The 19301-nt window shown below is 63.3% G+C and carries 15 protein-coding genes; 6 read left to right on the top strand and 9 right to left on the bottom strand.

Translation table 11 applies throughout. The annotated features are described in order from the left end of the window. Nucleotides 1-74: 74 nt before the first annotated feature. From ACYVKQ_RS06820 to ACYVKQ_RS06800, 5 genes are all read right to left on the bottom strand, one after another. Nucleotides 75-1472: a tetratricopeptide repeat protein gene (locus tag ACYVKQ_RS06820; protein ID WP_460576969.1), complete on the bottom strand. Its 1398-nt coding sequence runs from the start codon at nucleotides 1470-1472 to the stop codon at nucleotides 75-77. A gap of 87 nt (nucleotides 1473-1559) precedes the next feature. Further along, nucleotides 1560-2573, bottom strand: a complete 1014-nt coding sequence (locus ACYVKQ_RS06815; protein ID WP_460576967.1) for a Rossmann-fold NAD(P)-binding domain-containing protein — start codon at nucleotides 2571-2573, stop codon at nucleotides 1560-1562. 92 nt (nucleotides 2574-2665) lie between these two features. Beyond that, on the bottom strand, nucleotides 2666-3421 hold the full coding sequence (locus ACYVKQ_RS06810) for a tyrosine-protein phosphatase (RefSeq protein WP_460576965.1): 756 nt from the start codon (nucleotides 3419-3421) through the stop codon (nucleotides 2666-2668). A 12-nt stretch (nucleotides 3422-3433) separates the two neighbouring features. Then, entirely contained in the window at nucleotides 3434-5938 is a 2505-nt protein-coding gene (locus ACYVKQ_RS06805; protein WP_460576963.1) for a P-loop NTPase family protein, read from the bottom strand. 65 nt (nucleotides 5939-6003) lie between these two features. After that, the gene (locus ACYVKQ_RS06800; protein WP_460576961.1) at nucleotides 6004-6819 is read right to left on the bottom strand and encodes a polysaccharide biosynthesis/export family protein; all 816 of its coding nucleotides are present in this window, start codon (nucleotides 6817-6819) and stop codon (nucleotides 6004-6006) included. Between the two features lie 336 nt (nucleotides 6820-7155). Here ACYVKQ_RS06800 and ACYVKQ_RS06795 point away from each other — a divergent pair, with 336 nt between their 5' ends. The 4 genes from ACYVKQ_RS06795 to hpf all read left to right on the top strand — a co-directional run bounded on the left by ACYVKQ_RS06795 (nucleotide 7156) and on the right by hpf (nucleotide 9992). Continuing rightward, nucleotides 7156-8295 (top strand): acyl-CoA dehydrogenase, encoded by a 1140-nt coding sequence (locus tag ACYVKQ_RS06795; RefSeq protein WP_460576959.1) that lies wholly within the window; start codon nucleotides 7156-7158, stop codon nucleotides 8293-8295. 118 nt (nucleotides 8296-8413) lie between these two features. Next, nucleotides 8414-8605, top strand: a complete 192-nt coding sequence (gene rpsU / locus ACYVKQ_RS06790) for a small ribosomal subunit protein bS21 (protein ID WP_460576957.1) — start codon at nucleotides 8414-8416, stop codon at nucleotides 8603-8605. A 163-nt stretch (nucleotides 8606-8768) separates the two neighbouring features. After that, the gene (locus tag ACYVKQ_RS06785; RefSeq protein ID WP_460576955.1) at nucleotides 8769-9656 is read left to right on the top strand and encodes a site-specific integrase; all 888 of its coding nucleotides are present in this window, start codon (nucleotides 8769-8771) and stop codon (nucleotides 9654-9656) included. Between the two features lie 36 nt (nucleotides 9657-9692). After that, the gene (gene hpf, locus ACYVKQ_RS06780; RefSeq protein ID WP_460576953.1) at nucleotides 9693-9992 is read left to right on the top strand and encodes an HPF/RaiA family ribosome-associated protein; all 300 of its coding nucleotides are present in this window, start codon (nucleotides 9693-9695) and stop codon (nucleotides 9990-9992) included. Between the two features lie 104 nt (nucleotides 9993-10096). On the opposite strand, the gene metK is transcribed toward hpf, so the two are convergent. After that, nucleotides 10097-11362 (bottom strand): methionine adenosyltransferase, encoded by a 1266-nt coding sequence (gene metK / locus ACYVKQ_RS06775; protein WP_460576951.1) that lies wholly within the window; start codon nucleotides 11360-11362, stop codon nucleotides 10097-10099. Between the two features lie 228 nt (nucleotides 11363-11590). On the opposite strand from metK, the gene ACYVKQ_RS06770 reads away from it, so the two are divergent. After that, nucleotides 11591-12421 (top strand): phosphatase PAP2 family protein, encoded by an 831-nt coding sequence (locus tag ACYVKQ_RS06770; protein WP_460576949.1) that lies wholly within the window; start codon nucleotides 11591-11593, stop codon nucleotides 12419-12421. A gap of 191 nt (nucleotides 12422-12612) precedes the next feature. On the opposite strand, the gene ACYVKQ_RS06765 is transcribed toward ACYVKQ_RS06770, so the two are convergent. From ACYVKQ_RS06765 to ACYVKQ_RS06755, 3 genes are all read right to left on the bottom strand, one after another. Further along, entirely contained in the window at nucleotides 12613-15090 is a 2478-nt protein-coding gene (locus ACYVKQ_RS06765; RefSeq protein WP_460576947.1) for a S9 family peptidase, read from the bottom strand. A gap of 127 nt (nucleotides 15091-15217) precedes the next feature. Continuing rightward, on the bottom strand, nucleotides 15218-15865 hold the full coding sequence (locus ACYVKQ_RS06760; RefSeq protein WP_460576945.1) for an HD domain-containing protein: 648 nt from the start codon (nucleotides 15863-15865) through the stop codon (nucleotides 15218-15220). Between the two features lie 173 nt (nucleotides 15866-16038). Then, the gene (locus tag ACYVKQ_RS06755; RefSeq protein WP_460576943.1) at nucleotides 16039-17724 is read right to left on the bottom strand and encodes an amidase; all 1686 of its coding nucleotides are present in this window, start codon (nucleotides 17722-17724) and stop codon (nucleotides 16039-16041) included. Nucleotides 17725-17847: 123 nt separating this feature from the next. Between ACYVKQ_RS06755 and ACYVKQ_RS06750 the strand changes: the two genes are divergently transcribed. Then, nucleotides 17848-19254 carry a PQQ-dependent sugar dehydrogenase gene (locus tag ACYVKQ_RS06750; protein ID WP_460576941.1) on the top strand — a complete coding sequence of 469 codons (1407 nt, stop codon included), beginning with the start codon at nucleotides 17848-17850 and terminating at the stop codon, nucleotides 19252-19254. The last annotated feature ends 47 nt before the right edge of the window (nucleotides 19255-19301 follow it).

Raw genomic sequence — 19301 nt, 5'->3', positions numbered from 1 at the left:
AGTGGCCATCTGGCGCCGAAGCCCAGACAGCCACTCCTGTGGTTAGCCATTTAACAATGCAGCCAATCAGCCATTTACTTCCGGTATTGCTCAATCAAGCGGGTGAGGGCGCGCTGCTGCTCCAGCTCCGGAAAGAACTCGAAGAGCAGGCGGTGCTTGTCGAAGTCCAAAAGTAGGGCATTTTCGAGTACGTCGTACGCCTGCCGGTAGCGGCCGGCGGCCAACTGGTAGGCGCAGAGGCGGTAAAGCAGCTCGGCGTCTTCGGGCAGCAGCTCGGTGGCGGTCTTCATCAGGTCGATGGCCCCGTCGTAGTTGCCCTGCTCGTAGAGGATGGCGCTCCAGTTGATCCAGCCCTCGGGCATGTCGGGCTGCACCTCGGTGGCCTTCTCGTAGGCTTCCAAGGCGCTGACCACGTTGCCCACTTGGTATTCGGCGCCGGCCAGGGCCACCCAGTACTCGCCGCTGTCGGCGTAGAGGCTCACGGCCTTGCGGTAGTAGTGCAGCGCCTGAAACCAATGCTCCTGCGCGTCCAGAATCACCCCGATGCCAAACCAGGCCTCGTCCATCTCCGGGTCGATGTCCAGCGCTTTCTGGTAGTGGCGGCGCGACTGGTCCCACTGGCGCAGCTTCTCGTAGCACTCGCCGATGTTGCAATACGCTTCCGCCGTAGGCTGGCCCTCCTCATAGCTGAGCTGAAACTCCTCGATGGCGCGCTGGTACTCCTCCATGCTCACGAAGCAGCTGGCCAGGAAGGCGTGCGCTTCGTAAAACTTGGGGTCGATGACAGTGGCGTAGTCGAAGGCCTGCGCGGCGTTGCCGTACTGAGCCGCTTTGTAATACGCCTGCCCGAGGTTGTACCAGGCCAGGGCCGAGTACGGATCCTCGTCGGTGAAGCGGCGGAAGAACTCCAGGTTGCTTTCCAGCCGGCCCGACACCTCCAGGCAGTACAGCAGCTCCTGCACGGCCGCGTCGTTGTCGGGGTTCAGCTTCAGGCTTTGCTTGTAGTTGCGCGCCGCGCTCTTGAACTTCTGCCACTGCTGATACGCCAGGCCGAGGTTGAAGTAAATATCGTCGCGGTCAGGGGCGCGCTCAGCGCCCTGCTGGAAATAGGCCACGGCCGCCGGAAAGTCGCCTTGCTGGGTGGCAATGATGCCGCGCGTAACGGCCACATCGGCGTTGTCCGGGTCGCGGCTGGCCACTTCGTCGATCTGGTGCAGGGCTTCCTGGTACTGGCCGCGCATGGCCAGCACCTGGGCGCGGTCGATCAGCAGCTCCGTGGAAAACGGGTACTGAGCCACCGCGGCTTCGCAAGCTTGTAGCGCTTTATCAAATTGGGCAGCTTGGGTGTAGTGGTCGATGATGCTCTCAAAATCCGCCAGATCAAAAAACATCGGTTCACCATTGGCCAGCATGCGCTCAAAGCGGCGCACCGTGGCCAACACCTCATCCCGCTCCTCAGATTGTTCGTTCATTCTCATTCTAATCAGCAACGGACGCGCCGGCCAACGCGGCTGGCGCCTCCCTCCTCTTTACGGCCGCCGGTTTCGGCCGGACGGGCCCTAGGGTAGTACAACCCCGCCCGCCGGCTGCGAGTTCGACGCGGCTTGCAGTCCGGCACAGGCCCAGCGGATGGTCTCTTCTACCGGCCGGAACCGCAGGCCGGTTGCCCGCTGTACCTTCCCGGATTGGTACACCACCGGCTTGCGCCCGGCCCGCGCGGTGTCTTTGGTGATGAGCGGCCGGGACCCCGTGGTGAGGCTGCGCAGGTGCTCCAGCCGCCAGATGACTTCGGCCGCCCAGTCGGGTACTTTCACCGTGGGGGGCTTTTTGCCGAAGCAAGCGGCGGCTTGGCGGAAAAACTCCCCGAGCGGCAGGGCAGCAGCACTCAGGATGTACCGCTCGCCCGTCACGTCAAGGTCCAATGTCAGCCGCAGCATGGCCTCCACCACGTCGCGCACATCTACAAAATTAACGCTTCCGGGTGTGTAAAACGAATGCTGTTGGTGGGCGTAGCGAAATAACCGCGTGCTGCTGCGGGACCAGTCCGTGTCGCCCAGCACCACGGCGGGATTCACGATGACGGCCGACAGGCCCTCGGCCACCCCGCGCCATACTTCCGTTTCGCCCAGGTATTTACTGGTGGCGTAGTGGCCGTGGGCGGCGCCCAGGTCCCATTTGGCTTTTTCATCCAGTTCGGGTCCGGTAGCGGTTTCGGGCAGCCCGCCCAGTGCCGCCACCGAGGACACGTAGCAAAGGCGGATGCCCGGTCGGGCCAGGCAAGCGTCCACCACGGCGGCGGTACCTTCCACGTTTACTTGACGCAGCAGTTCAGCATCCTGCGGGGCGTAAGAGACGAGCCCGGCGCAGTGAAACACGTGTGTTACGCCGGCCAGCGCATCGCGCAGCACGCCGGAGTCGCGCAGGTCGCCTTCCACCCACTCCACCTTGCCGGCCCCGGGCACCTGCGCCGGCACCTGCTGGCGGTACAGCGCCCGCACGCCCAGGCCCCGCGCCTGCAGCGCCGGAATCAGGTAAGAGCCTATCAGGCCGCTGCCGCCGGTAACGAAGATCATGGTGGGTAGTGGCTGAATTATTAAACGGTTAAACGGCTGGTCGTTCAAGTCTGCGAACGACCGGCCGTTTAACCGTTTAACCGTTTAACAATTCAAAGCTCTGCATTGCGCAGCGGCAGGCGCAGCAGCTTAGACAAATATTCACTCTGCAGCACCCGCTCCAAAGCACTCAGGTGGCGCAGGTTGTGCGTATCTGAACCGACAAAATCAACCAAGCCGCCGTCGATGAGCTTTTCGGCCACGCGCTTGGCGCCGCTGGAATAGTAGCCCACCAACGAATTCAGGTTGAGCTGCAGCAGGGCGCCGTTTTCCCGAATCTTTTCCAGTTCCTGAAAGCGGCCGTAGAGGTAGGTGTAGCGTTCCGGGTGCGCCAGCACCGGCTGATAACCCGCCGAGCGGAGCCCGAACACCACCTCCTGCAGGTTAAACGGCTCGTTGATGTAGGAGGTCTCGAAGAGCACGTAGCGCTGTTCGCCCCCAAACGAGAGCAGCTCTTCCCCGGTTTCCAGGCGCCGCACGAGAAACTCGTCGAGGTAATACTCGGCGGCGCAGCTCAGCTCCAGCGTGAGGCCGGCCGCCGTGGCCGCCTGCTGCACCTGGGCCAGCGCCCCGCGCACGCCTTCGGGCGTGTTGCGGTAAAAGTCGCCCATGATGTGGGGCGTCATCACTAGCTTGCGGTAGCCCAGCCCCTGCATGAGGCGCAGCAGCTCCACCGACTGCTCCAACGTCTCGGCCCCGTCGTCGAGGCCCGGCAGAATGTGAGAGTGCATGTCGGCACCGAGGGCGGCGAAGGAAACCGATGCTACGGCTGCCGAGCGGCCGAAAAGCTTTTGGAAGAAAGAGGCCATGGCAGCGCCAACTTACGAAAAGCGGCGGCGCAGGCGGGCCAATAGCCCCGTGGGAGCCTTGGTATCTTCGTAATAGCCGTAGCCGGTGCCATACCCGTAGCCGTAGCCATACCCGTAGCCATACCCGTAGCCGTAGCCGTACATGCCGCCGGCCTGCGCGTCGTTCAGGATGGTGGTGAGCTTGCTGAAGCCCCCGCTGCGCACCAGCTTGTTCACGTTTTTCAGGAAGGTTTTCTTCGAGTAACCAGCCCGCACAATGTAAATCGGCACGTCCACCTTGCGCATGATCAGTACCCCATCGGTTACCAAGCCCACCGGGGGCGTATCGATAATGATAACGTCGTAGTGGCGCTTGAGCTCCTCCAGCATCAGATCAAACTGCGGGTGCAGGATCAGCTCCGAGGGATTGGGCGGCGTAGGGCCGGCCGAAATAAAGTCCAGCGTCGGAATGTTGGTGTGCTGGATGCACTCCTGCACCGAGTGCCGGTCAATCAGGATGGTGCTGACGCCCTTCGTGTTTTCCGCGTCGAATGCCAGGTTCACCTTCGGCTTGCGCATGTCCAGGTCGATGATGACCACGCGCTGTTCCGAGAGGGCAATAATACCGCCCAGGTTAACCGCCACGAAGGTTTTGCCTTCACCGGAAATCGTGGACGTAATCGAAATCAGGCGCTTCTGCTTGGAGTTGGCCACGAACTCCAGGTTGGTGCGGATGGAGCGAATAGCTTCGGAAATAGCCGACTTGGGGTTCTTGTCCACAATCAGCTTCGACACAGCCAGCTTTTCCTTGTCGTAAGAGGGCACCACGCCCAGTACCGGGGCGGCGGTGTTGCGCTCCAGTTCCCGGATGTTGGTTACGGTGTTGTGCAGGAAATAGCGGCCCGCCACCAAGCCCAAGCCCAGCACTGCGCCCACGGCCAGTCCGATAGCGTACACCATCAGCTTGACCGGGTAAATCGGGGCGCTCGGCAGGCTGGCCGGCGACAGAATCTGGAAGTCGGCCGTGGTTCCCGCCTTCTGAATGGCGAATTCCACTTTCTTGTCCATCAGCATCAGGTAGCTCTTCTCGTAGAGCTCCAGCGGCCGGCGCAGACGGGCCAGCTCGGTTTCCTTCTGCGGCAGGGCCTGCAGCTCCGCGTTAAACTCGTTGCTGCGGCGGTCCAAGTCGTTGATTTCCTTCTGCACCAGTTGCAGGTTCTGGCGCAGCAGCTTCTGGATGTTGCTCTTGGTGCGCTTCAGCTGCTCTTCACGGATGCGAATGGCCGTGGTGGCCCCCGCTTGGTACGACTGCAGCACCTTGCGCATCTCGCGCTGCTGGTCGTTGAGCAGACTGATCTGCTGGGTTAGCTGCGCGTCCTGCAGGTTGGCCAAACTCGGGATGCTCTGCTCCACGGTTTCGTCGTCGCTGCTGGTTAGTTGATCCTGTTCTACCAGCCGCGTTACTTCCGCCAGCACCGAAGCACGGCGCAGCAGCAGCTCCCGTTCCTTCTGCAAGTCGTCGAGCCTGGTGGTCAGGGCCGAAAGGTCGGCCTTGGCATCGTAGGTTTTGCTCCGCTTCACGAAGTTCTGCAGCGCTTCCTCGGCGCTGGAAAGCTTGTCCCTGTTGTCGAGCAGCTGCCCTTCCAGGAAAGCCAGGGTCTGCTGCGTCGCTTGGTTGTTGCGAGCCAGCTTCACCTGCAAATACACTGAGTCAATCTTGTTGACGATGTCGCGGGCCTTGATCGGGTTGTGGTCGGTAAAAGAAATACCGATGGTGCTGGCCTCCGGGTTGATGATGCTGACGGCCAGGTTGGCCCCCAGGTAACTATTGATGGTTCCGGGGTCGTTGATGGTGAAGTAGTAAGCCGATTCCGGTGTCTGCGGCCCGAAGCGTGCAGTCGGGGTGAGTTGCAGCGTAAAGCCCGGCGTGGCAATCGGTTGCCCGAAGCGGTACTCGCCCTCCACTTCCTGCTGGCCCAGCGTGTACGTGAGACGGAAGCGCTGCGCGTCCAGCACCAGCACGTTGAACTTCTGGTTGTACTGCACCGGCTGGCGCACCGTGTACGTTACCTCGAAGGGGGAACTGCCATAGAGTTCGGTTTCGAGCACGGTACCCTCGGCGTAATAGTTCACGTCGAGCGGCAGCGAATCGCGCAAATGCGTGTAGATCAGGTCCGATTTGATCAGTTCAACCTCGCCCGACAGCCGGCTGCCCGCCTGGCGCGGGTCGGCCGAGCCGACCCCGGGCAGGTTGAGCACCCCCGCCTGGGTTTTTTCATCAATCTTGATGGTGGAGTTGGACTGGTAAACGGGCTTGGTGTAGCGCAGGTACGTCCAGCTGGCGGCCAGGCCCAGCAGCACCAGCAGCACCATCCACGGCACGCTGCGCCGCGTGACGGACAGCAGCAGCGGCATGTCCAGCCCCCCGCCGACGGAGTCTTCCTCCGGCTCGGCCGTTGGGGCGGCCGCGGCGGGGGTACCGCCGCTGGTAGCGTTGCGAATCAGTTGTTCCAGCTCCGCGTTTTCGTTTACAGCCATAGCAGGCGCAGAAATCCGATCAGCTGGGCCAGCAGAGCCGGCGACTGATCAGCACTCCTTCTTTATTAACGTTGGATGGTGGTGATGACCAGAATCGTGGTCGTGACGAGCGAAAGCACCGTCGTCACAATCGGGCCATAGTCGCGGAAGCCTTCTACGAAGGGCTGCCGCACCGGCTCGATGTAAATGATGTCGTTGGGCTCCATTTGCAGGTTGGCCCGGCGCATGCCCTCAATCGTGGAGAGGTTGATGACCTCCACCTGCGGGTTTTTCAGGTCGCCGCGGATCAGGCGGATGTTGGTGGCCCGGCCTACGCCGCTGGCCCCCCCGCCCCCGCCCGCGCCGCCGCCGCCTCCAATGCCGCCCACGGCCGCCAGCACTTCCAGCAGGTTCATGTTCTCGTTGTAAAGCGGCACAATGCGCCCGCCCACGCTGCCGAGCACAACAACCCGGTTGTTGGTCACGCGCGTCGACACGTACACGTCTTTGTAGAACTTGGTGTAGCGAATCTGCAGCAAGCTATCGGCTTCGTAGAGGGTCAATCCCCCCAGCAACACCAAGTCGACCATCGGCAGTTTCACCTGACCGTCAGACTGTACCAAAAATTCATTGGTGGTGTTCAAGGACTGGGTAACGGTTGTAGCGGTTTGGCCGCTGATGGCCTGCCCGGCCCGGCCGTAGCTGGTCGTGCCCTGGCCCAGCCCCATGCCGCTGGGGTTGCCAAAAGACAGCTCCCCGTTCGGATCCAGAATCCGCTCGCCTTTGTTGGTGTACACCCGCACCTCCAGGTAATCGTTCGGACGAATGCGGTACTGCTGCTCGGCCCGGTTTACCGCCCGGCGCAGCTTTAGCGTATCGGCGCCCTCGGGCATGCGGAACATGATGTTTTGACGATACGTCGCGCACGACGAGAGGCACAAGGCCAGCGGGGCAAGCAACCACAGATGGCGAAGCCACTCACGGCCCAAATTCAAACAGCGCATGCAGGCAGGTAGAAGCGAAAAGAAACCAGCGCAGGTGCAAGCGTTGTTGCCACTGGCTGGGGTGGTTATTCTAAAAAACCTTCAAAGAAACCGAATTACCAGCCCCCATCAAAATTCTGCCCCGGCAGACGCTGGCGGCGACCCGTCAAAATGCGTACCTTGGCCCCACCCAAACGAGCGTTTGTTTTCCTGGGTTCTGCTTCTCCCATCATTCCCACCAACCCCTTTACTGCCATGGAACTGGTAGCCACTGAAAACCAGACGATGATTGCCCAGATGGTGCGCGACTTCGGTGCGGCGCACATCAAACCCAATATGCGCGAGTGGGACGACACCCAGGAATTTCCGGTAGAGGTGTTCCACAAGCTCGGCGAACTGGGCCTGATGGGCGTGCTGGTGCCCGCCGAGTACGGCGGCGCAGGCTTTGGCTACACCGAATACGTGACGGCCATTGCCGAACTGTCGAAAATCGACCCGAGCATTGGCCTCTCCATGGCGGCGCACAACTCCCTCTGCACCGGCCATATCCTGCAGCACGCCTCGGAGGAGCAGAAGCGCAAGTACCTGCCCAAGCTGGCCTCCGGCGAGTGGATCGGGGCCTGGGGCCTCACCGAGCCCAATACCGGCTCCGACGCGGGCAACATGCGCACCACCGCCGTGCTCGACGGCGACCATTACGTGCTGAACGGTGCCAAAAATTTCATCACCCACGGCAAGAGCGGCAACGTGGCCGTGGTTATTGCCCGCACCGGCGAAGTAGGCGACTCGCACGGCATGACGGCCTTCATCATCGAGCGCGGCACGCCGGGCTTCGCGGCCGGCCGCAAAGAAGACAAGCTGGGCATGCGCGCCTCCGAAACCACGGAACTGATCTTCACCGACTGCCGCGTGCCCGTGGAAAACGTCATCGGCAAGGTGGGCGACGGGTTTGTGCAGGCGCTCAAGGTGCTCGATGGCGGCCGCATCAGCATTGCGGCGCTTAGCCTGGGCATTGCGCAGGGCGCGTTCGAAGCGGCGCTGCAGTACTCCAAGGAGCGCCAGCAGTTCAACCAGCCCATCAGCAACTTCCAGGGCATCAGCTTCAAGCTGGCCGACATGGCTACCGAAATCGAGGCGGCCTCGCTGCTCACGTACCGCGCCGCGGACATGAAAGATCAGGGCCTGAGCATCAACCGCGAATCGGCCATGGCCAAGCTATACGCTTCCGAGGTGTGCGTGCGCACGGCCAACGAGGCGGTGCAGATCTTTGGTGGCTACGGCTACACCAAAGACTACCCGGCCGAGAAATTCTACCGCGACTCCAAGCTCTGCACCATCGGCGAAGGCACTTCGGAGATTCAAAAACTGGTTATTGCCCGTACCATTCTGAAATAGCCTATTGAAGCGGCCTGCAACCAAAACCGCGCTGTGCATCTGCGGTTTTGGTTGCAACATTCAAAAGCAATCATTATCTTTGCGGCCCTCAAAGTCTGAAACTCACGCTTTCTTTTTTATGCTCATCGTACAAATCAAGGAGAACGAGTCGGTTGACCGCGCCCTGAAACGCTTCAAAAAGAAATTCGAGCGCACGGGTGTGCTGAAAGAGCTGCGCCGCCGCACGTTTTTCCAAAAGCCTTCCATCACCAAGCGTAAGCAGAAGATCAAGGCTGCTTACAAGCAGGCGATGTACGGCACGCAGGACTAATTCTCCCGCGACGTTGAGCAAGTTGGCGTAGCCAGCTTTGCTAGCCTCTTCCACGGCTGGCTGGCCCCTCTACGGTGGGGACAGCCAGCCGTTTTTTATGTTTTGATTATCGGGCGGGTTTCCTACATTGGCTATCCGCCTGCCGCCCCGGGGCGTCCTCTTAATGCAAGCATTTATTGACTACCTGCGCTTCGAGCGCCGTTACTCGCCCCACACCATCCTGTCGTATGAAACTGATCTACGGCAGTTTGGCGACTACCTGTTGGCGACTTACGAGCTGAGCAACTCGGCGGAGGCCGACCACACGCTCATCCGTTCCTGGATCGTGACGCTGATGGAGCAGCAGCGGGATCCGCGCACCGTGAACCGCAAAATTGCCTGCCTCCGCTCCTATTACAAGTTCCTACTGCACACGGGCGTGGTGGTGCGCAACCCCATGCTGCGCATCACGGCCCCTAAAACCAGCAAGAAGCTGCCGGACTTCGTCCCGGAGGAGCCGCTGAACCACCTGCTGGATTCATTTCAGTTCGAGGACAGCTTCGGCGGGGTGCGCGACCAGCTAATGCTGGAGATGCTCTACGGCACGGGCATCCGCCTCTCCGAGCTCATCGGTATCGGGCACCAAGACGTGAGCCTGCCGGGCCGCACCGTGCGCGTCACGGGCAAGGGCAACAAGCAGCGGGTGGTCCCGCTGAACCCGTCCCTGATTGCTGTTATCGACAATTATATCGCACGGAAAGCCAAGGAGTTCGGCACAGCCGACAACGCCGCGGGGCCCCTGCTCGTTACGGATAAGGCAAAGCCGCTTTATCCGCAGCTGGTGTACCGCACCGTCAAGCACTACCTCGGGCAAATCACTTCGGCCCCCGGCCAGCAACATCCCCACGTGCTGCGCCACTCCTTTGCCACGCACCTGCTGGGCAAAGGCGCCGACCTGAATGCCATCAAGGAATTGCTGGGCCACGCGAATCTGGCGGCCACGCAGGTGTACACGCACCTGAGCATCGACAAATTGAAAGCAGTGTTTGAAAAGGCCCACCCAAAGGCCTGACGGTTCCTTTTTTCTTACCCCAAACCCCTACGACCGATGAAAGTACAGATGCAATCGGTGCACTTCACCGCCGATCAAAAGTTGCTCGACTTCATCCAGAAGCGCCTCGATAAACTGGAAACATTTTACGACCGCGTAACCGAAGGCGAGGTAATCATGCGCCTGAACAACAACGATGGTGTAAATAATAAAACGGTAGAAATCAAGCTCTTCGTACCCGGCACCTCGCTCTTCAGCCAGGAAAGCGCCGGGAGTTTTGAGGCGGCGGCGGACGCCGCTGCCGAGCAACTCAAAAAGCAGCTTATCCGCCACAAGGAAAAGCAGGTAGCATACTGAGTTCCCGAAGCCAATACGTAAAACGGCGCCCGTTCCACCAGGAACGGGCGCCGTTTTCGTTGGTACTTGCCTTTTGGCCGACTTCCGCCAAGCAGCCGCAAGGATTAGTTCAGGCCGAAGACCTGCTTGATCTGCTCGACGTAGTCCAGCTTCTCCCAGGTAAACGTTTCCACGGTGCGGGTGCTGCCGTCGGCGGCTTTCACCTGCTTCTGACCGGGCTTGCGACCCATGTGGCCGTATGCGGCCGATTCCGCGAAGATGGGATTCTGCAGGCCCAGGCGCTGCACGATGGCGTAGGGGCGCAGGTCGAAGATGGTCTGCACTTTCTCGGCAATCTGCCCGTCGGTGAGCTTGTGGCCGTGGCCGTTGCTCACGTGGGTGGTGCCGTAGGTTGTCACGAACACGCCCACCGGCTCGGCCACGCCGATGGCGTAGGCAACCTGTACCAGCACCTGATCGGCCACGCCGGCAGCCACGAGGTTTTTGGCAATGTGGCGCGCGGCGTAAGCGGCCGAGCGGTCCACTTTCGAGGAATCCTTGCCCGAGAAAGCGCCCCCGCCGTGGGCACCCTTGCCGCCGTACGTGTCCACGATGATTTTGCGGCCGGTCAGGCCGGAGTCGCCGTGGGGGCCGCCGATGACAAACTTGCCGGTCGGGTTGATGTGGTACTTGATGTCGTCGGTAAACAGCTGCTGTACCTCCGGCGTCAGCTGAGCCTTCACGCGCGGCACCAAGATGGTCTTGATGTCCTGCTCGATCTGCTTGAGCATCACGGCTTCGTCCTCGTTGAAGTCATCGTGCTGCGTGCTTACCACGATGGTTTCAATGGCTTCCGGCGTGTTGTCGTCGGAGTAGCGAATGGTGACCTGGCTCTTGGCGTCGGGGCGCAGGTAGGTCATTTCCTTGCCTTCGCGACGAATCAGGGCCAGCTCCTGCAGCAGACGGTGCGAGAGGTCCAGGGCCAGGGGCATGTAGTTGGCCGTTTCGCGGGTAGCGTAGCCGAACATCATGCCCTGGTCGCCGGCGCCCTGCTCCTCGGGCTTGGCGCGCTCTACGCCTTGGTTGATGTCGGCCGACTGCTCGTGCAGCCGGTTCATCACCTCGCAGGTGTCGGCATTGAAGAGGTACTCGGGCTTGTTGTAGCCGATGCGGCGGATGACCTCGCGGATGATGGGCTCGGGCTCCACGTGAGCCGTCGATTTAATCTCGCCGGCTACCAGCGCGAAGTCGGTGGTAACCAAGGTTTCGCAAGCGACTTTAGCCGTCGGGTCCTGACGCAAATATTCGTCGAGGATGGCGTCGGAAATCTGGTCGGCGACTTTGTCGGGGTGGCCCTCCGAAACCGATTCGGAAGTAAACAAATAAGGCATTGCGCTGAATTAGTGCCGGTTTCACGGAAACCCAACACCCACCGGGCGCCCCGGCAGAGCGGCGGTGGGTGAGGCGCAAAGCTACGATTTTACCAATCAGTTTATCAGTTGTTCTCGCCTCCGTGGGACGTTGCCCCGCATTTTTCCCTCGGGCACAACAAGCAACCCTGCCGGGTGCCCCTAACCTCGTCTATTGCTCCCGCGTTGTAGGCCCATTGGTCTTTTCCCATGAAGCAATTCTCCTCCTTGCTGCTGGCCGGCACCTTGCTGGCAGCTGCGCCCGAAGCGGACGCCCAACAGGCTTACTCGCCCTACCGCACCCGCTTCGTCATTGATGCGCCCATTACCGCCGGCTTCATCGCCGCGGCGGGCACGGGCCTGTACCTGATTCAACAGAAAAGCGGCCTGAGCGAAGCCGAGCTGGCGGCGCTCGATAAGAACGATATTCCCAAGTTCGACCGGTGGGTGGCGGGCAAATACAGCGACAACGCGCAGTTGGTCAGCGACGTCCTCTGCTACCCAACGCTGGTGGTGGCCCCGGGGCTGCTGGCCCTGAACGATAAAGTGCGTGGCCGTTACGGGCAAGTGCTTGGTCTGTACATGCAGGCCCTGGCTTTTTCCGACGCGGCCTTTACGCTTTCGGCCGGTAGTGTGTACCGTTACCGCCCTTTCTTGTACGGCAATGCAGGCCCGGCCAATAAGCGCGGCAGCAAGATTTCCACGAATTCGTTTTTTGCCGGGCACACGGCCCACACGGCTACGGCCACGTTTTTCGCAGCGAAGGTTTTCCACGACTTCAACCCTGACTCGCCTGCCCAGCCCTACGTGTGGACGGCAGCCGCGCTGGTGCCGGCGGCCGTAGCCGTGGGGCGCATCGAGGCCGGTAAGCACTTTTTGAGCGACAACCTGCTGGGCTACGCCGTTGGGGCGGCCTCGGGCATTTTGGTGCCCCAGCTGCACAAAACGGCGGGCCGCAATGGCATGTCGGTTACGCCCATGCAGGGCATCAACGTGAACGGGTTCACGTACAGCGGCTTTCGGCTGACCAAACAGCTGTAGGGCCCGCTGAAGCGGGCAAACGGGCACGATAAGCTTAGCAGCTGTTGGATCTATTCGGAAGCCCGGCCAGCTGGCGGCTAAACGACAACTCGGGCAAGCATTACTAAGCCTGCACTTAAAAAAGATCAAAACCCGAGTCCCGGCTCCTGCCAAAGGAACCGGGACTCGGGTTTTGAGCAAGAGCCGCTCTGCTACTTCCCGCCGGCATTGCTACTGCCGGTGACGGCGCCGCTTTGCCCACGCAGGTTGGTTTCGAACAGCTTCAGGATGCGCTTGTACTCATCGGTCCAAGAGGACGGCTCCACGAAGCCGTGGTCTTCCACTGGGTACACGGCCAGCTCCCAGTTTTCCTTTTTCAGCTCGATGAGCCGCTGCGAGAGGCGCACGATGTCCTGGAAGTGCACGTTCGTGTCGACCATGCCGTGGCACATGAGCAGGGCGCCCTTCAGGCCCTCGGCGTAGTTGATGGGCGACGAGCGGGCGTAAGCAATGGAGTCGTTATAGGGCTCGTTGAGGATGTTGTCGGTGTAGCCGTGGTTGTAGTGGGCCCAGTCGGTGACGGAGCGCAGGGCGCCACCGGCCCGGAACACCTCGGGCTGGGTAAACATGGCCATGAGCGTGATGAAGCCGCCGTAGGAGCCGCCGTAGATGCCGATGCGCTGCGCATCAACGCCGTACTTCTCGACTAGCAGCTTGGCGCCGTCGACCTGGTCCTGCAGGTCCTTGCCGCCCATGTAGCGGTAGATGCCGGTGCGCCAGTCGCGGCCGTAGCCGGCCGAGCCGCGGTAGTCCACGTCGAGCACGGTGTAGCCGCGGTCTACCAGCAGGTTGTGGAACATGTACTCGCGGAAGTACTGGCTCCACCACTTGTGCGCGTTCTGCAGGTACCCGGCACCGTGCACGAAGATGACGGCCGGGCGGGTGGGGTCGGGCTGCTGCGGGCGGTACAGCCGGGCGTAGACGGTGGCCCCGTCCTGCGCCTTGTACGTCACGACTTCCGGGTCGCGCCACGGGTAGCTTTCAAACTCCTTGGTGGTGGAGTGCGTGAGCTGCCGGTACTTGGCGCCGGGTTTGTTGTCGAGCACAAACAGCTCCCAGGGCTTATTGGCGTAGCTGTAGCGTACGAGCAAGGTTTTCTCGTCGGGCGAGAGAACTACTTCGTGGGCCCCGGGTCGGGAAGTGAGCTGCGTCAGGGTGCCGCCTTCCGCCGGCATGCGGTAGAAGTGTTGCTCGCCGGGGTGGGTTTTGTTGGCCGTGAGGTACCAGGTTTTCTTGTCCTTCGACAGCTGGGCCTGCTGCACTTCGAAGTTGCCGCTGGTCAGCGCCTTCTTCTGGCCGTTCGTGACGTCGACGGTATAGAGGTGCGAGTAGCCGGTTTCCTCGCTTTGAAACCAGATGCGCCGCTCGTCCGGCAGCCAGCCTACGTTGCCGGCTTCGTAGCCGATGCCAGGGCCGTTGATCCAGGCCTCGTCGCGCTGGCGGTCCAGCAGGCTGATTTTCTGGGTGCTCGGGTCGAGGCTGACAATCCACCGGTCCTTGTTGTCGGTGCTGCGGATGACGAGGAAGGCGCGCTGCCCGCTGCGGTTCCAGTACGGGCCGTAGGGCACCACGCGGCGCAGCTCGTTGGCGGGCTTTTCCTTGGCAACGGGCGTTTTGTCGTCGGGGGTCGGCAGCGGCGCCTTGGCTTGGAGGGCGTATTCCTTGCGGTAGGCGGGCAGCTCGTCGAGACCCTTCAGCTCCTTGTAGCCGAGCGTGAAGGTGGTGTCGCGGCCGATATCGTAAATGCCCAACTCGTAGGCCGATTGCGGGGCCCCTACCTTGTTGCGGGTGTTCAGGTCTTCGGTGAAGCCGGAAGCCGTAACAAAGGCGGGCACAATGGCCACCTTATCGGCCGAGGGCGCCTGCACCAGCGAATACGTCACGTAGCGGCCATCGGGGGAAAGCTGCAGGCTCTCGATGGTCTGGTTGCCGAGGTAAATGGGCTTGGGGCGCAGTTTGGCCAGGGCTTTTTGCTGCCGCTCGCGGGCCAGGCGGTCCTGTTCGCGCTGCCGGATGACCTGGAACAAGGCTAGCTGCTGGGCCCGCAGGTACTTCTCTGATTTGTCGACGGAGGGGCCGGGCGGGCGCTGGCCGCGGCGGAAATCGGTGCGCTGGGTGGTTTCGCCGGTGGCCGGGTCCCAGGTAAAGAGGTTGCCGGCGCGGGTGTAGCTAAGCACGCGGTCCTGCAGGGCAAAGCCGGGCTCGGTTTCACGCTCGGCCGTGTTGGTTACCCGTCGCGTCTTGCCCGATTTCAGGTCGAGCAGGTAGATGTCGCCGTCCTTCTCGTACACCTTGCGCTGCCGGGCCTCGTCGTACTGGCCGCGGGCGGCGGGCAGCTGGCGCTGCTCGGCCAGGCTCACCTTGCGCGGGGCCTGCCCCGCGGGCGTGGTCGTGTAGAGCGAGTCGCGGCGGGCCCGGTCGGGGTTCCACTGGAAGTAGATGCGCTTGCCGTCTTCGCTCCAGTACGGGCTGGCTGGCAGGCCGCCCAGCCACTGGGCCGGGTCGCGCATGATTTTATCGACGGTGAGCGGCGTCAGCGGCTCGGCAGTTGCGGGGGCCGTTTGGGCCGCGGCCGCGCCGGCCAGCAGCAGGCAGCCGGGCAACAGGGGTAGCAGGAGGGGGAAGCGCATGAATGAAAAGCAGACAAACCGGGGCTACGCGCAAGGTACGCTGCCCGGCCGGCAACGACACGCCCGCCGGGGCCACCGTTGCAGCCCTGGCGCCGGGCCCCGGCTGGGGCCCGGCGCCAGGGCTTGCCTAGAACCGGTTTTGCTGCCAGGCCTCCAACTCGGCCCGCAGGTTGCGGCGGGCCGCCGTTTCCAGCCGCTGCTGAAACGCATCGGTCTGGTAGATGCGGCCCAGCTCCAGGAACTTGCTGAGCACCTGCTGGCGGCCACGGCGGTACAGCACGTCGGGCACCAGCGCATACTCTTGGCGTACCTGCCGGGCGTAGCGCCAGTAATCGGCTTCGGAGGCGCCCAGAATCTGCAGGTCCGTGTCGAGCAGCAGGTGCAGGTCGGTATCGGCGGCGGGCTGGGGCTGGGTGTGGTCCTTGGTGCGCTCAATCAGGTACCCGACCCGCTCCCGCCGCGCGGGGCTCAGGCTCGTCTGGGCCAGAAACTGCCGGGCCAGCTCCGCGCTGCGCGCCTCGTTGTCGGAGCGCAGGGGGCTGTACACCGCGTCGTGAAACCACACGGCCAGCTGCACGGCAGGCGCATCGTGCAGCTGGCCGTGGTGAGCGTCGAGGGTTTCCAGCATCTGCCGGATGTGCGTGAGGGCGTGGTAGTGCCGCCCGGGCTGGCTGTACGCTTCGTGCAGCTGCTGGTAGCCGCGCCGGCGCAGGTCGGCGTCGGGGGCCAGCGGAGCCAGCAGCAGTTGCCAGCGGGCTTCCAGGGTTAGCGCCATAACGAATTGGATAACGGAGAAGGGGAATAGGCAGCCGAGAAGTGACGTAGCAGCGCATGAACGTTTGGCCGCCCGGTTTTGGCGGTGAGCAGCACAAAAAAATCGGTGCGGCTCACGGGCGGTAAGAGTCCAGTTCGGGGCGCCGGCCGCTTACCGCCCGTGTAGTCAACTTGTTACAGCTTGGGGTGCCGCTCGTCGAAATCGGAGGCATCCTGGTAAGCCTTGGCCAGCGCCAGCAGGCGCGCTTCCTGGTACAGCTGCCCGGTAAAGGTGATGGTGCTGGGCAGACCGCCGGGCCGGAAGCCGTTGGGCACCACCACGGCCGGGTGGCCCGTCAGGTTGGTCAGCACCAGGTTGGGGCCGCCAAACGACGGGGCCACGTACGCGTCGAGGTTCTTGATGCGGGCGTCCAACTCCTCGATGAGCAGACGGCGGGCCCGTTGGGCCTGCAGGTATTCCACCGCCGGGATAAAGCGCGAGGAGCGGAACAGGCTGGGCCAGGCGTTGCGGTCCTGCTTGACCATCTGCGCGTCGCGGCCCGAGCGCGTCAGCTCGTCGAAGGCCGCGGCGCCCTCCGCAGTCAGCACAAAGGTCATGTCGGACGCCGGCAGCTTGGGCAGTTCCAGCTCCACCAGCTCCACCCCGAGCTTGCGCAGCACCGCCAGCGTGGCCTGGTCGTTGGCCTTGGCGGGGTAATTGCCGTCGAAATCAGCTTTCACGTAGCCCACGCGCAGCTTTTTCACGTCGAGGTTGAACGCGTACCGGAACCCGGCGGCGGAACGGGGCGCCAGCAGCGTGGCCGGGTCGCGCGGGTCCTCCCCTTCCAGCGCATCGAACACCACGGCGCAGTCTTCGGCCGAGCGAGCAATGGGCCCCACCTTGTCCATCGACCAGCTCAGCGCCATGGCGCCGGCCCGGCTCACGCGCCCGAAAGTGGGGCGCAGGCCGGTGGTGCCGCAGGCCGTGCTGGGGCTCACGATGGAACCGAGCGTCTCGGTGCCGATGGCGAAGGGCACCAACCCAGCCGCCACCGCCGAGGCCGAACCGGCCGACGAGCCGCTGCTGCCCTTCGTCACGTCCCAGGGGCTGCGCGTCATGCCGCCGTACCACACGTCGCCCATGGCCAGCTCGCCGAGGGTGAACTTGGCCACCAGCACGGCCCCGGCCGCGCGCAGGCGCTCCACCACGGCCGCATCGGTGTCGAGCTGCTGGGTTTGGTAAGGCACCGAGCCCCAGGTAGTTTTGTAGCCCTTGGTGCTGAACAGGTCCTTCACGCCGAAGGGCACGCCGTGCAGCGGGCCTCGGTATTTACCGGCTTTGATGTCGGCATCGGCCTGGCGGGCCTGCTGCAGGGCCAGTTCCTCGGTGAGCGTGGTGACGCACAGTAGCTTGGGGTCGTACCGGCGCAACCGGGCCAGGAAAAACCGGGTCAGCTCCTCGGAGCTGATCTGGCGGGTGCGCAGCAACTCTCCGAGCTGCCGCACCGAGTAGAAGGCGAGGTCGTCGCGGTTGGCGGGCAGTTGCAGCGGGCCGAGCTTGGGCAGCTGGTCGTCGCCGGCGTCGGCGGCGGGCGCCTGGCGCAGGCGCAGCGGCACCGGATCGAACAGGAGCGTAGGCGCCACCTCGTTGGGCAGCGGCAGCCGGCGCAGCACCTCGTAGCTGCCGCGGTTCTCGGCCACGTCGCGGCGGGCCGAATCCAGCTGGGCATCGGTGAAGCGCAGGCCCAGCAGCAGCTGCGCGGCCCGCAACCCGGGCACCGTGATGGGCCCAGGAACGTCGGCGGCGTGCATGGTCAGGGCGCCCAGCGCAAAGCAGGCGGCGCCGCCCAGCAGGTAGGAAAACGGTGGTTTGAGGAGCATGGCAGCGGTAGTCGGGACAGGCGCAGAGCGCGCCAGGAAATATCCGCAATAGAACCCGCCTGCCCAACCCGCGGCTGCGTACCTAGGCTGTAAACCGATTCATTTCACCCTAACGCTTTGCTGATGAAACGTTTCGCCGCGCTGCTATTATCCTCGCTCTTTTGGTTTGGGCTGAGCAGTGCCCAGGCCCAAACCGGCACTACGTACCCTGTGGGCAGCACCACGCTGACGCTTTCAACGCTTACGACCGACCTGGACACGCCCTGGGAGCTGCTCTGGGGCCCCGACAATTTTCTGTGGCTCACCGAGCGGGGCGGCCGCATCAGCCGCGTCGACCCCGGCACGGGGCAGCGCCAAACGGTGCTGACCATCCCGGACGTTACCGAAACCGGGGAAAGCGGCCTGCTTGGCATGGCCGTGTCGGCGTCGGCCGTGCCGGGCGGGGCTACCCTCTTCGTGGTCTACAATTACACCGAGGCCAACGTGCTCAAGGAAAAGCTGGTGCGCTATTCCTACTTCAACGGCACCGTATCCGCCCCGCAGGTGCTGCTCGGCAACTTGCCGGCCGCCAGCATCCACAGCGGCTCACGCCTGCTGCTGCTCCCCGACAACACGCTGCTGATGACCACGGGCGACGCGGCCGTGACCAGCTTGGCGCAAAATCCGCAGGCCCTGAACGGCAAGATCCTACGCCTGAACCTCGACGGCACGGTGCCCGCCAACAACCCGACGCCCGGCAGCCTGGTGTACACCCTGGGCCACCGCAACCCGCAGGGCTTGGTGCGCGTGGCCGCCGGTGGGCGCATTTTCAGCTCGGAGCACGGCCCCAGTAACGACGATGAGCTAAACCTCATCGAGGCGGGGCGCAACTACGGCTGGCCTGCGGTGGAGGGCTTCTGCGACCTGCCGGCCGAGCGCACGTTTTGCCAGGCCAACAACGTGCGGGAGCCGTTGGTCGCCTGGACGCCCACCCGCGCCGTGGCCGGCCTGACGTATTACGACCACCCCGCCATTCCGGAGTGGCGCAACGCCTTGCTGCTCGTCAGCCTGAAGGACGGCGCCCTCACCTACCTGCCGCTCACGGCGAGCGGTGACCAGGTAAGCGGGCGGACTGACCTGTGGGCCGGCACCTACGGCCGCCTGCGCGCCATCTGCGTGTCGCCGCAGGGCCGCGTGTACCTGACCACTTCCAACCGCGACGGGCGCGGCCGCCCGGCGGCCACCGATGACCGCATACTGGTGCTCGAAAACCGGGCGTATTCGCCCACAGCCACCCGCAACGCGGCGGCTCACCGCTGGTCCGTTGCACCCAACCCGGCGCCCGCCACGGCGACCTTGCTGCAGTTGCCGCTCTTGGCCGCGGGAGCCACCGCGGAGCTTACCGACGGGCAGGGCCGCCGCGTGTGGGCCGCGCCGGTGGCCGCCCGCCAGAATCGGCTGCAGCTGCCAGCCACCGCGCCAGGCGTTTACATCCTGCAGCTACGCGCCCCCGATGGCAGCATACTGCGCAGCCGGCTATTGCGCCAGTAACCCTCTGCCCGAAAACACAAAAGCGGCGCCCCATGAGGAGCGCCGCT

It is taken from the genome of Hymenobacter coalescens (genome assembly GCF_054783195.1).
The sequence above is the reverse complement of the archived record's forward strand: the minus strand, read 5'-3'. Positions and strand labels throughout refer to the sequence as shown.